The 12,329-nt window shown below is 60.8% G+C and carries 11 protein-coding genes; 5 read left to right on the forward strand and 6 right to left on the reverse strand.

Annotated features, from left to right (window positions below):
• Window positions 1-21: 21 nt before the first annotated feature.
• On the reverse strand, window positions 22-930 hold the full coding sequence (locus HJB89_RS29450; protein WP_221150878.1) for a DMT family transporter: 909 nt from the start codon (window positions 928-930) through the stop codon (window positions 22-24).
• Window positions 931-1,267: 337 nt separating this feature from the next.
• On the opposite strand from HJB89_RS29450, the gene HJB89_RS29455 reads away from it, so the two are divergent.
• Window positions 1,268-2,035 (forward strand): SDR family oxidoreductase, encoded by a 768-nt coding sequence (locus HJB89_RS29455; RefSeq protein ID WP_207580724.1) that lies wholly within the window; start codon window positions 1,268-1,270, stop codon window positions 2,033-2,035.
• Between the two features lie 379 nt (window positions 2,036-2,414).
• On the opposite strand, the gene HJB89_RS29460 is transcribed toward HJB89_RS29455, so the two are convergent.
• The 5 genes from HJB89_RS29460 to HJB89_RS29480 all read right to left on the reverse strand — a co-directional run bounded on the left by HJB89_RS29460 (window position 2,415) and on the right by HJB89_RS29480 (window position 7,837).
• Window positions 2,415-3,197 (reverse strand): glucose 1-dehydrogenase, encoded by a 783-nt coding sequence (locus HJB89_RS29460; protein ID WP_207580723.1) that lies wholly within the window; start codon window positions 3,195-3,197, stop codon window positions 2,415-2,417.
• Window positions 3,198-3,490: 293 nt separating this feature from the next.
• Window positions 3,491-4,279, reverse strand: a complete 789-nt coding sequence (locus HJB89_RS29465; protein ID WP_207580722.1) for an SDR family oxidoreductase — start codon at window positions 4,277-4,279, stop codon at window positions 3,491-3,493.
• Window positions 4,280-4,301: 22 nt separating this feature from the next.
• Window positions 4,302-5,780 carry a sugar ABC transporter ATP-binding protein gene (locus HJB89_RS29470; RefSeq protein WP_207580721.1) on the reverse strand — a complete coding sequence of 493 codons (1,479 nt, stop codon included), beginning with the start codon at window positions 5,778-5,780 and terminating at the stop codon, window positions 4,302-4,304.
• A gap of 28 nt (window positions 5,781-5,808) precedes the next feature.
• On the reverse strand, window positions 5,809-6,738 hold the full coding sequence (locus HJB89_RS29475) for a sugar ABC transporter substrate-binding protein (protein WP_207580720.1): 930 nt from the start codon (window positions 6,736-6,738) through the stop codon (window positions 5,809-5,811).
• Window positions 6,739-6,856: 118 nt separating this feature from the next.
• Complete coding sequence (locus HJB89_RS29480; protein WP_207580719.1) at window positions 6,857-7,837, reverse strand: ABC transporter permease; 981 nt, start codon at window positions 7,835-7,837, stop codon at window positions 6,857-6,859.
• A gap of 205 nt (window positions 7,838-8,042) precedes the next feature.
• On the opposite strand from HJB89_RS29480, the gene HJB89_RS29485 reads away from it, so the two are divergent.
• The 4 genes from HJB89_RS29485 to HJB89_RS29500 all read left to right on the forward strand — a co-directional run bounded on the left by HJB89_RS29485 (window position 8,043) and on the right by HJB89_RS29500 (window position 12,314).
• Window positions 8,043-8,855: a transketolase gene (locus HJB89_RS29485; RefSeq protein ID WP_207580718.1), complete on the forward strand. Its 813-nt coding sequence runs from the start codon at window positions 8,043-8,045 to the stop codon at window positions 8,853-8,855.
• Window positions 8,852-9,808 carry a transketolase family protein gene (locus tag HJB89_RS29490; protein ID WP_221150879.1) on the forward strand — a complete coding sequence of 319 codons (957 nt, stop codon included), beginning with the start codon at window positions 8,852-8,854 and terminating at the stop codon, window positions 9,806-9,808. The genes HJB89_RS29485 and HJB89_RS29490 overlap by 4 nt, the downstream gene beginning before the upstream one ends.
• Window positions 9,809-9,875: 67 nt before the next feature.
• Entirely contained in the window at window positions 9,876-11,342 is a 1,467-nt protein-coding gene (locus HJB89_RS29495) for an FGGY family carbohydrate kinase (RefSeq protein WP_207580716.1), read from the forward strand.
• A 21-nt stretch (window positions 11,343-11,363) separates the two neighbouring features.
• Window positions 11,364-12,314 (forward strand): sugar-binding transcriptional regulator, encoded by a 951-nt coding sequence (locus HJB89_RS29500; RefSeq protein WP_221150880.1) that lies wholly within the window; start codon window positions 11,364-11,366, stop codon window positions 12,312-12,314.
• The last annotated feature ends 15 nt before the right edge of the window (window positions 12,315-12,329 follow it).

Below are 12,329 nucleotides of genomic sequence, written 5' to 3' on the forward strand. Positions count from 1 at the left end.
CATCCTGCCCCAGAACCTTCGTCACACCGATGCGCGCGGCGCAGATTCCTGCGCGATCGGCGATACGCGGCGCTTGGCCTCACGATAGAACGTATAGAGGCCGGAGGCGATGACGATCGCAGCCCCCACCAGCATCCAGCTGTCTGGCACTTCGGCGAAGAAGAAGAAGCCGAGCAGCGATGAGAAGATCAGGCTTGTATAGCGGAACGGCGCGACGAAGGAAATTTCGCCGGTGCGCATCGCGAGGATGACCGACTGGTAGCCGACGAGCACCAGCACCGAGGCGAGCAGGAGGTGCCCGAGCGAGGTGGCGCTGACCGGCTGCCAGCCGCCGAGCACGGGAATGAGCAGTGCGCCGAAGAAGGAAACAGAGATGGCGGTGATGACGGTGATCATCAGCGAGGGAATCTCCGGGTCGATCGACCGTGTCGCGAGATCACGGCTGGCCGTCGACAGCACCGAGCCGACGCAGAGGAGGGCGGCGGCGGTGAAGCCTTCGGGGCCGGGGCGGATAATGATCATCACGCCGACAAGACCGACGAGGATTGCCGACCAGCGCCGCCAGCCGACAGGCTCGCCAAAGAAGAGCGCAGCGCCGAAGGTGACAACCAGCGGCAGTGACTGCAGGATCGCCGAGGCATTGGCGATCGGCATCATGCCGAGCGCGGTAATATAGGTGACGGCGGCGATCATCTCGCAGATGATCCTGAGGATGATGATCGGCTTAAGCACGGTGCGCCAGGAGCGCAGAGCGCCCATTTTCCAGGCGATCAGATAGACCAGCAGGCTGGTGAAAAGGCCGCGCAGGAACATGATCTCACCGGCGTTCATATAGGCGATCACCGATTTGGAGAGAGCGTCGCTTGCGGAAAAGCCGGCCATCGCCATGCTCATATAGATGGCGCCCTCAGTATTGCGTGACCGCGGCATGAAGAGATTCCCGTTACCTGTGCGCCCCTTCTTAGTCGGGAAGATAGATGATGGGAATCGGATGAATGTCACACCCGGGATAAATCGATGATGCGGTGCACAATGGCGTAGACGTCAAGGCCGGGGTGTGAGCGGGATACGTGGCAGATCCTGTTTCATCGAGGAAAATCAATCCTTCCGGCGCGGCGATCAGCGCTTCAAACATGCTCCAAAGGGGCCGTCGCTCCGACTGAAATCATCGGCCTCAAGCCGTTTTCTTTTCCCGCGCGGGAAACGGGTGGCTGCATCGGCTGATCTTTGAGATCTCAGGTGTCTCGACAACTGAGGAGAAACGGACATGACACTTTTGAACGACAAGGTCGCGATCATCACCGGCGCCAGTTCCGGCATCGGCCGCGCGGCGGCGAAACTTTTTGCGCGGGAGGGTGCCAAGCTCGTGGTCACCGGACGGCGACAGGACGCACTCGGCGCCGTGGTCGCCGAGATCGAGGCGGAGGGCGGGCATGCTGTCGCCATATCGGGTGATGTCAAGGACGAGGCGTTGCAGGAAAGGCTCGTCGAGACGGCAATCTCACGCTTCGGCGGGCTCGACATCGGCTTCAACAATGCCGGTATTCTCGGCGAGATGGGACCGGTCGCCGGGCTGTCGTCGGAGGGCTGGCGCGAGACGATCGAGACCAATCTCACCGCCGCCTTCCTCGGCGCCAAATACCAGTCCGCGGCGATGGGTGAGCGTGGTGGATCGCTGATCTTCACTTCGACTTTCGTCGGCCATACCGTCGGCATGCCTGGGATGGCCGCCTATGCGGCGAGCAAAGCGGGGCTGATCGGCTTCGTGCAGGTGCTTGCCGCCGAACTCGGGCGACAAAAGATCCGCGTCAACGCCCTGCTTCCAGGCGGCACCGACACGCCTGCCAGCATCACCAACGCGCCGGATGCCACTCCCGACCTGCTCGCCTTCGTGGAGGGACTGCACGCGCTGAAACGCATGGCGCAACCGGAAGAGATCGCCAATGCGGCGCTGTTCCTGGCTTCTGATATGTCGAGCTTCGTGACGGGGACGGCGATGCTGGCCGATGGTGGGGTTTCGATTAGTCGGACGTAAGTGAGGTGAGGGGCGTACGGTGTATGTCGGAGGTCGAGCCACCCGCCCTCGTCCTTCGAGGCTTCGGCCGAGGGCCTACGCGCCTCAGGATGAGGGCTGATCGTGGTGCTCAGTCGCTGCCCTTCGCCTTCGCGGCTTTGCCGCTCACCCCCCTCATCTGCCCGCCGGCATCTTCTCCCCGCTGGGGAGAAGGGACTCGTGGGGGCGTCCCGCCCTTCCTGAAGGCATCGTTTATGGAAACGGGAGAAGCGGCTTGCTCCCCCTTCTCCCCAGCGGGGAGAAGATGCCCGCCAGGGCAGATGAGGGGGGTGAGGAGCGTCAGCGACGAACGCTTGAGCGGCAAGCGAAAGGCATATGGCAGGTAAAGCCAGAATCTCACCTACGACATGATCAACCCGCCATCGACATTGATCGTCTGGCCGGTGATGTAAGCGGCGTCGTCGCTGGCGAGGAAGGTGACCAGGCCGGCGACGTCTTCGCCGGAGCCGGCGCGTTTCATCGGGATGCCTTCGACCCATTCCTTCATTAACTCGCCGGGGGCGTAGTTGCCGAGCAGTTTGCCCCAGGCCTGGTCGTTATAGGCCCACATGTCGGTCTCGATGATGCCGGGGCAGAAGGCGTTGACGGTGATCTTTTCGGTGGCGACTTCCTTGGCGAGGCTCTGGGTGATGCCGACGACGCCCATTTTCGAGGCGGCATAATGCGGGGTGTAGATGAAGCCGTCGCGGGCCTGGCCGGAGGCGGTGTTGATGATGCGGCCGCCGCGCTTGTGCTTGCGCATTCTGGAAAGCGCCTCCTGGGCGCAGAGAAAAACGCCCTTGGTGTTGACGGCCATGACCTTGTCCCACTCGTTTTCGGTGAGGTCCTCGACGCGGGCGATGGTGATGACACCGGCATTCTGGATCGAAACGTCGACAGAGCCGAATTCCTTCTCGGCAGCATCGTAGAGGGCGATGACGCTCGCCTTGTCTGTGACGTCGCCGATGAAGGAGATCGCCTTGCCGCCTTCGGCCCGGATTTGCTCGGCAACGCCGTGGACCAGTTCCTCATTGGCGGAGACGACGAGATTGGCGCCTTCGCGGGCAAAGCGCCTGGCGATGGCCGCGCCAATGCCGCGGCTGCCCCCGGTAATGACGACAGTCTTTTGCTCAAAGCGTTTCATGTTCTTTCCTTCCCGGTACCGTGGATACATAGCGATCTGGGGCGCACGACCCAGCCCGCGACAATTTTTGGAGTTCAAGTGGCTGTCGAGATAATCTCGGCGAATTCCGAAGCCTTCAGCGACCCGTGGAGACCCGAACCCTCCGTCCGTTCCACGGCCGTTTCGATCAGCGTGAAGGGCGGGCAGACGACGATATCGCACGCCGCCTTACCCGTTATTCCCTTCAGCGCCTCGATCTCTGCCAGGGAGGAAGCGAGATCGTTTTCCCAGTTGCTGGCAATGCGCTTTTCGTATCACCAGCAGCAGAAACCGCCGTCGACGAGAAGATCGACGCCGGTCACGAAGCTTGCTGCATTCGACAGCAAGAACACCGCCGGGCCGACCATCTCGTCCACTGCTGCCATTCGCTGCATTGGCGTTTGCTCTTCGAAGAGCCTGGTCTGATGAACCATCTCCGGACGGGTGTTCATCGGCGTTGCCGTGTATCCGGGGGAGATGGTGTTGACGCGAATGCCGCGGTCGACCCATTCCATCGCCATAGACTTCGACATATGGATCACGCCCGCCTTGGAGGCGTTATAGTGCGCTTGGCTCAGCCCCCGGTTTACGATCACACCCGACATGGAAGCGATGTTGACGATGGAGCCGCGTCCATTCTTCAGCATGGCGCGCGCCTCGGCCTGGCAGGAAAGAAAGACGCCTTTCAGGTTGATATCCATCAACGTCTGATATTGGTCCTCCTCCATCTCCTCCGCTGCGTTGGCGTTAGCGATGCCTGCAGCGTTGACTGCAAGTGTCAATGCGCCGAGATCTGTTTCGGTACGTGCTATCGCCTCTCCAAGGGAAGACTTGCTCGTGACATCCGCTGCGATCTGGATCGAACGGCGGCCGGCGGCGTGAATATGTTCGGCCGTCCTGGCCAACCCGTCGTCGGTTCGACGGTCGAGCAGCGCCACGTCGGCGCCGCACTGTGCAAGGCCGATGGCAATGCGCTGCCCGATGCCGCTCCCAGCTCCGGTAACGATGGCAACCTGGCCGCTGAGATCGAAAAGCTTCGGGGCGTTCAGAGTGATGTCGGACACCGCTCTTCCTTTCTCTGTCTGTTCAGATGGTGGCTAGCTCCATGACCGAAACGTCATTCGCCTCGTCACGGTTGAGAATGCCTGCCTGTTTGCCTTGGGCAAGCACGAGAATGCGATTGGAAACTCCGAGAACTTCCTCGAGGTCCGAGCTTACGACGATGACCGCCACGCCCCGATTGGCAAGATTGACGATGATGTCGTAGATGCCCGCTCGGGCCCCGACGTCGATGCCTCTCGTCGGTTCGTCGAGTACGACGACCTTAGGATCGCGCATCAGCCATTTCGCGATGACGACCTTCTGCTGGTTGCCGCCGGACAGGTCCGAGGCATATTGCTCCGCACGGCCCTTTACGCCGAACTTGGCAACCGCCTTCTCCGCAAACGAGCGCTTGACGCGCGGGGTAATCCAACGCCCGCCCAGCTTGTCAAGATTGGCGTAGATAATGTTCTCACCGATCCGGTGCCCGACAACCAGGCCTTGCTCCTTGCGGTCTTCCGGGACCATCACGATGCCCTTGGCGATCGCGTCCGCCGGATCGCGCAGCCTGAGTTCTTCGCCTTCCAGCTTGATCGAACCTGCACTGATCGGGTCCGCGCCTGAAATCGCGCGGACAAGTTCCGTGCGGCCCGCACCGACCAGTCCGGCGATTCCGAGAATTTCCCCGGCGCGCACATCGAAGGTAACGTCGCGGAATGAGTTGTCCGGCGAGCTCAGCCCCGACACCTGGAGTACGGGATGGTCTGTCGGCACCGGCAGCGTTGGGAACAAGCGGTCAAGCGGGCGTCCGACCATGCTCTCGACGATCGTTCGCACCGGTGTCGCGCTGTCGGAGAATTCCTGCACGCGCTCGCCATCGCGAAGAACGACGACCCGGTCGGTTATTCGCTTGATCTCTTCCATGCGGTGGGAAATGTAGACGATGCCGACACCCTCTGACCGAAGCTTTCTAACCTGTTCGAAAAGAGCTTCCGTCTCCGCGCCGCCAAGGGCCGCGGTCGGTTCGTCCAGGATCAGGAGCTTTGCATTGAGAGCCAACGCCTTGGCGATCTCGATGAGCTGTTGATTTGCGGTGGAAAGGCCGGCGACCTTCCGGGTGGCGGGTATGTGAAGGTTCAGGCGAGCGAGCTGTTCCTGAGCGCGGCGAACCATTTGGGCACGGTCGACGACGCCGTTCTTCATCGGCCAGCGCCCGATGAAGACGTTTTCCGCGATCGATAGCTGCGGCAGCAGCTGCAGCTCCTGATGGATGAGGACAAGGCCCTTGTCGATCGCCTCCCTCGGGGAGGCTGGGGCATAAGACTGCCCCAGCCAGGTCATTGATCCTTCGGACGGCGTGCGTGACCCGGCGATAATGCCGGATAGCGTCGACTTGCCGGCTCCGTTTTCACCGAGAAGTGCTACCACTTCGCCCGGATAAACGTCCAAGCTGACATTCTTCAGAACCTGGAGCGGCCCATACCACTTGGATATGCCCCTCAGGGAAAGAACTGGATCAGTCACGGCACACCTCCTCAAGACCTCGACTTCATTACGGATGGTTGGCGATGAAGCCTGCGACGTTTTCCTTGGTTGTCAGGGTGGCATCCAAAAGTTGGACCGGCGGCACCTTCTCTCCAGCAACAAGCTTGGCGGCGTTTTCAACCGCGTCGCGGCCCATCTTCTGCGTCTGCTGGGTCGCAGTTACGTTGAAGACGCCCTTGCTGAGCGCTTCGAGAGCTGCGGTGTCACCATCGAAGCCGCCAACCACGATCTTCTGGGAAGGATTGGCGACCTTGATCGCCTGTGCGGCGCCAAGGGCGAGGCCGTCGGCTTGGGCGAACACGATGGAAACGTCCGGATTTGCCTGCAGCATATTCTGCATGATCTGGAATCCTTCGTCCTGGCTCCAGATGTTCGAGAACTGCTCGGCGACAACCTTGACGTCCGGATATGACTTGAGAGATTCAGCGCAGCCCTTCGAACGATCGACTTCCGGCGTCGTGCCCTTCTGGCCGTGGATGATGACCATCTTCCCCTTGCCGCCGGCTTCCTTCAGGATGTAGTCGCACACCGCCTTGGCAGACGCGACGGAATCCGTTGCAAGGAAGGTATCGCCGGGTGCTCCCTCGGCGTTGCGGTCAACGTTCACGACCGGAATACCAGCGCTCTTTGCGAGTTTGACCGGAACGGTCGCAGCGGCCGCACCTGCCGGAATGTAGATCAGCGCGTCGATTTTCTGGGTCAGGAGGTCCTGGATCTGATTGACCTGTGTCGGCCCATCGCCCTTTGCGTCGACCGTGATGACTTCGATGCCGCGCTTCTTGGCTTCGGCTTCGACCGATTGCTTGATCTGGTTGAAGAAGTTTGCCTGAAGGTTGGCAACGGCCAAGCCGAGCTTCTTCAGTTCCGCTGCGTGTACGGGGCTGAGCGTGAGGCCGAGCAGTGCAGCAGACGCGAGCATGGTGCGCGCAATTTTCATTGTATTTCCTCCGTTGTTTGATGGAACCCTCGGGTATGTCCTCCCCCTCGGGGTATTGATCCGCCCCAAACCCTTGGCGCGGAATGTCCGGCCCGCCGACGCGGCGGACCCCGTTTCGTCAGGCGCGACGCCGACGAATAGTCTCCGCGCCGACCGCGAGTACGATGACGATGCCGATGATCACCTGCTGCAGGAACGGCGAGACGTTGAGAAGATTGAGGCCGTTGCGAAGGACGCCGATGATAAGAACACCGATCAATGTTCCCCCGATACCGCCCGCGCCGCCGGAGAGCGAAGTCCCGCCGATGACGACCGCAGCGATGGTGTCCAACTCATAGCCCAGACCACTGGACGGCTGGACTGAATCCAGCCTGGCGGCGAGTACGATGCCTGCGAGGCCCGCAAGGACTGAACTTACGACGTAGACGCCAATCGTGACGAGCGGGACGTTGATGCCCGCAAGGCGCGCGACTTCCGGATTTCCTCCTACCGCGTAGAGCATGCGACCTTCGGAGCGGAAGTGCAGGAAAAGCCACGCCGCAAGAACCACCGCAAGCATGAGAAACACGGTGGCGGTCAGCACGCCGAAATGGCGGTCGATTGCCAGCATCATGAACCAGTCGGGGAATCCGACGATCTGCTGGCCGTCCGTGATCATATTGGCGACGCCGCGAGCCGCGGACATCATCGCAAGAGTGGCAATAAAGGCCGGAACCCTGAACTGCGTCACGAGAAGTCCGACGATCAGCCCCGAAACCCCCGATGCGACCAGAGCAAAAGCGATCGCAACCGGCAGCGGCAGGCCGGCGACATTTGCAGTCCAGCCCATGACCATCATCGCAAGAGCGAGGGCCGAGCCGACGGAGAGGTCGATGCCGCCGATCAGAATGACAAAGGTCATTCCGACGGCCATGATGCCGAGGACCGTGATCTGATCGAGAATGTTGAGGCCGTTTCGAACCGAAAGAAACGTGTCGGTGCTGACGCTCAGAAAGACGCAAAGCGCGAGCAGCCCGACGAGCGGGCCGGTGGCTCCCTTGAGCTTGCTCAACCAGGCGCCGGACGAAAGCCCGTTTTCATTGATATCGAGCGCCACCATTGTTCCTCCCTATGCCCAGGCCGACAGCTAGTTCGTCTTTAGAATAAATATTCACTGATGCTGGAAAATTCATTAACAAGTTGCTTTCTGGCTGTCAACAGGATTTCTGGACTTCCATTCGCCGGTGTGCCGCTTAAAGGGCTTGACTAATCGGCTTCTTGTGCAAAAATATTGATGAATGAATATTTATGCATGAGAGGAACCCATGAATACGACAGAACTCGAGCGGGTCGCTCGCGAGATCCGATTGCGCGATCTCCAGGCGGTCTTCGAAGCGGGCGCCGGCCATATCGGTGGGGAAATGTCGGTCATCGACATTTTGACGGCCCTCTATTTTCGTGTGCTGAATGTATGGCCCGATCAGCCGAAGCACCCCGACCGCGACAGGTTCGTTCTTTCGAAGGGACATACGGCATGCGCTCTGTATGTGACGCTCGCAAAACGCGGCTTCATCCCGGAGGAGGAGATTTCGACCTTTTTGAAGCCGCATTCGAGGCTGAACGGGCATCCAAACTGCAACAAGGTTCCTGGCGTCGAAACCAATACCGGGCCGCTCGGCCACGGTCTTCCCGTCGCAGTCGGAATGGCGAAAGCCGCCAAGCTCTCGGGCGCTAGATATCACACCTATGTCGTCACCGGCGACGGTGAGATGCAGGAGGGCTCCAACTGGGAAGCGATCATGGCGGCCGCGCAGTTCAAGCTCGATAACTTGACGCTGGTCATCGACCACAACAGGTTCCAGCAGGGCGCCGCGCTTTCGGAAACCAACGATCTCGCCCCGCTTCGTCCGAAGCTTGAAGCTTTCGATTGGGAGGTCACCGAGATCAACGGGAACACGATGTGCGAAGTCGTTTCGGCCCTCGAACACCGGGGATCGAGACCGCATTGCATCGTTGCTCACACCAACAAGGGGCATGGAATCTCGTTCATGCAAGACCGAGTCGACTGGCACCACAAGGTACCGAGCAAGGAACAATACGACATCGCAGTGGCAGAATTGTCGGAGGCACTGGCATGAACGCGCCCATAAACGCAGCCAAGCTCTACGATTGCCGCGACGCATTCGCCTCCACGCTTGAACGGCTGGCAGCCGAAAACGAAACGATCGTTGCTGTCTGCAACGACTCCGTCGGTTCCTCCAAGCTCGGCGGCTTCAAGGCTAGGTTTGGAGAGCGCCTCGTCAATGTCGGTATCGCCGAGCAGAACATGGTGGGTGTTGCAGCAGGCCTCGCCAATGGCGGGCGCCTTCCGTTCGTGTGCGCCGCCGCGCCGTTTCTAACGGGACGGTCGCTGGAGCAGATCAAGGCGGATATTTCGTATTCGAATGCCAACGTCAAGCTGGTCGGCATTTCTTCCGGGATGGCATATGGCGAACTCGGTCCGACCCATCACTCGATCGAAGACTTCGCCTGGACGCGGGTTCTGCCCAATTTTCCGGTCATTGCGCCTTGTGACCGCATCGAAACAGCTGCTGCGGTCGAGTGGGCCGCGGCCTATAACGGGCCCTGTTTCCTGCGTCTGTCTCGCGTCGGTGTGCCGGATCTACTTCCGGAGGGTCACAAGTTCGAACTTGGCAAGGCAAACCTGCTTCGCCAGGGTTCCGACGTCACCCTTATCGCCAACGGCACTTTGACCCATCGAATTTTGAAGGCCGCTGAGATCCTCGCAGAACGCGGCATAAATGCCAGAGTGCTCAACCTAGCAACGGTTCGTCCGATCGACGAGGACGCCATCATCGCTGCGGCTAGGGAAACCGGAGCGATCGTCACGGCCGAAGAGCATTCGATCTTCGGCGGGCTCGGCTCCGCGGTCGCCGAAGTGGTGGTCGACAATGCTCCAGTGCCGATGAAACGTCTTGGCGTTCCCGGCGTCTACGCTCCAACCGGTTCGGCAGAGTTCCTGCTCGACGAATTCGGGATGGCGCCGTCGGCAATCGCCGACGCCGCACAGTCGCTGATCAGGCGCAAGTAATTAGGATCGCGTGGACCGGCCGGGGCGCATTTTCACCCCGGCTGCCGTCTGATCCGGGGAGGAAAGAATGCGGGCAATTCTGGCAATCGACCAGGGCACGACCAATTCAAAGGCCGTTCTCGTTTCCGAAAAGGGAGACATTGTCGGCAGGGGTTCGGCGCCGGTCGGCATCACCTATCCGAAACCAGGCTGGGTCGAACAGGACCCACGCCGGCTCTACGCATCCGTTTGCGAGGCGATCGACGCCTGCCTGAAGGCCACCCCCGACGTGGCTATCGCGGCCGTGGCGATTTCCAACCAGCGCGAGTCTGTCACTGCCTGGGACGCCGAAACGGGAGAGGCGCTTGGACCGGTGGTCAGCTGGCAGTGCCGTCGAACGGCACAGGATTGCGAACGTCTGATTGCCGAAGGCCGCCTTGACCGTGTGCAGACGCTGACAGGCCTGCCACTCGATCCGATGTTTCCGGGTTCGAAATTCCGATGGCTGCTCGACCGTATGCCGGCCGGGCGGTCGGTCCGGCTGGGAACAGTCGACAGCTGGCTGGTCCACTGCCTGACGGGCGGGCGCCGGCATGTCTGCGATGCTTCCAATGCCGCCAGGAGCCAGTTGTTCGATCTGAAGGAGCAGAGATGGAGCGAGGAACTCGGCGAGATTTTCGGCGTCGATATCGCGCTGCTGCCCGAGGTGCTCGACAGCTCTGCCGACTTCGGCAGGACGCAAGGCTTGCCAGGCGTGCCGGATGGAACGCCGATCATGGCCGCGATCGGAGACAGCCATGCGGCGCTGTTCGGTCATGGCGCCTTCAAGCCGGGTGATGGCAAGGTAACCTTTGGAACCGGCTCTTCCATCATGACGACGCTTGCGCGATTTATTCCGCCACGCAACGGCGTCACAACGACCGTCGCCTGGCGTCTCGGGGGAAAGCCGACTTTCGCTTTCGAAGGCAATATTCTCGTTTGCGCCGCCAGCCTGCCTTGGATGGCTGATATTCTCGGCCTTTCCGATGTGGCAGCCCTTGTCGAACTTGCGGCGAGCGCCGAACCCGGCGGACCGGGTTTCGTGCCCGCATTCGTGGGACTGGGCGCACCCTATTGGAACTCCGACGCCCGTGCCCTGTTTTCCCAGATCAATTTCAATACGACCCGTGCGCAAATGGCGCGGTCGGTCACCGATTCGATCGCCTTCCAGGTGCACGACGTGATCGCCGCCATGCGAGCACAAAGCGGCGGCGAACTCGGAGCGCTCTATGTCGATGGCGGCCCGAGCCAGAACCGTTTCCTGATGCAGTGTGTCTCCAACCTCATCGAACATCCCGTGATCCAATGCGAAGCACCCGAGGCGTCGGCTTTGGGGGCCGCCTATCTCGCAGGTCTCTCACTTGGTTTGTGGAGCGATCTTAATGTTATCGCAGAGCTGCCTCGGAGCTCGCAGATCATTGACCCGGAACCGGTGGATCGCGCGGTGCTTCTGGATACATGGAATGATGCACTTGCCCGCTCGACGTCACGCGATACAACCGCTAATGATGAATAAAAATTCACACTGGGATTAGCGATGACTCGCCTCAACGAACTCCGCCTCATATCAAGGGTCGCCCAGATGTACCACTTGGAGGGACGGCGACAGGCGGAGATCGCACAGCACCTTCGCCTGTCGCAGGCGACGGTGTCGCGCATGCTCAAGCGTGCCGAGGCTGAAGATATCGTGCGAACCAGCGTCACTCCCCCCGTCGGCACCTACAGCGAGCTTGAGCGCGCGCTTCGCGAGAAATATGATCTGCCGGAGGCGATCGTCGTGGAGTGCACGGAAGACCGGGACGGCGCCATCATGGCCCGTATCGGAGAGGCGGCGGCCCACCTCCTGGAGGTGACGCTTGCGCCGGGGGAGATCATCGGCGTTTCGAGTTGGAGCCAGACCATCTTCAAGATGGTGGAGAACATTCATCCGCAGAAGAGCGCTCAGGCGAAGTTCGTCGTCCAAACCCTTGGCGGCATGGGCGATCCTTCCGTACAGACGCATGCGACGCAGCTTACCACGCGGCTTGCCCGGCTGACCGGCGCTGAGCCGAAACTGCTTGCCGTGCAGGGCGTTACGACGTCCAGAGAGGCAAAACTTCTTATGCAGGCCGATCCGTACGTCCGGGAGACGATGGACCTGTTCGGCAGCATCACGCTGGCGATCGTCGGAATCGGAGCCGTCGAACCGTCCGAACTTCTCGCGCGGTCCGGCAACATCTTTTCATCGCGCGAACTGTCTGATCTCGCGGAAGCGGGAGCCGTCGGCGACATCTCGCTTCGCTTCTTCGACAAGAATGGCAAGCCGGTCAAGACGCCGCTGGACGACCGGGTCATTGGACTTCCGCTCGCGGAGCTTGAACGCGTGGACCGGGTGATTGCACTCGCCGGCGGGTCCAAAAAGACGGACGCTATCGCAGGCGCACTCCGCGTGGGGGTGATCGACATGCTTGTCACGGACAAGTTTACCGCGCAGCGATTGATCGACTGAGGCCGGCCGATTTTG

Origin of the sequence: Rhizobium sp. NZLR8 (assembly GCF_019685025.1) — a bacterium.
Taxonomy (GTDB): domain Bacteria; phylum Pseudomonadota; class Alphaproteobacteria; order Rhizobiales; family Rhizobiaceae; genus Rhizobium.

Excerpts from the sequence above, each read along its gene's own strand:
- HJB89_RS29450 (WP_221150878.1), bottom strand. The coding sequence starts at position 930 with ATGCCGCGGTCACGCAATACTGAGGGCGCCATCTATATGAGCATGGCG.
- HJB89_RS29455 (WP_207580724.1), top strand. The coding sequence starts at position 1,268 with ATGACACTTTTGAACGACAAGGTCGCGATCATCACCGGCGCCAGTTCC.
- HJB89_RS29460 (WP_207580723.1), bottom strand. The coding sequence starts at position 3,197 with ATGAAACGCTTTGAGCAAAAGACTGTCGTCATTACCGGGGGCAGCCGC.
- HJB89_RS29475 (WP_207580720.1), bottom strand. The coding sequence starts at position 6,738 with ATGAAAATTGCGCGCACCATGCTCGCGTCTGCTGCACTGCTCGGCCTC.
- HJB89_RS29480 (WP_207580719.1), bottom strand. The coding sequence starts at position 7,837 with ATGGTGGCGCTCGATATCAATGAAAACGGGCTTTCGTCCGGCGCCTGG.
- HJB89_RS29485 (WP_207580718.1), top strand. The coding sequence starts at position 8,043 with ATGAATACGACAGAACTCGAGCGGGTCGCTCGCGAGATCCGATTGCGC.
- HJB89_RS29490 (WP_221150879.1), top strand. The coding sequence starts at position 8,852 with ATGAACGCGCCCATAAACGCAGCCAAGCTCTACGATTGCCGCGACGCA.
- HJB89_RS29495 (WP_207580716.1), top strand. The coding sequence starts at position 9,876 with ATGCGGGCAATTCTGGCAATCGACCAGGGCACGACCAATTCAAAGGCC.
- HJB89_RS29500 (WP_221150880.1), top strand. The coding sequence starts at position 11,364 with ATGACTCGCCTCAACGAACTCCGCCTCATATCAAGGGTCGCCCAGATG.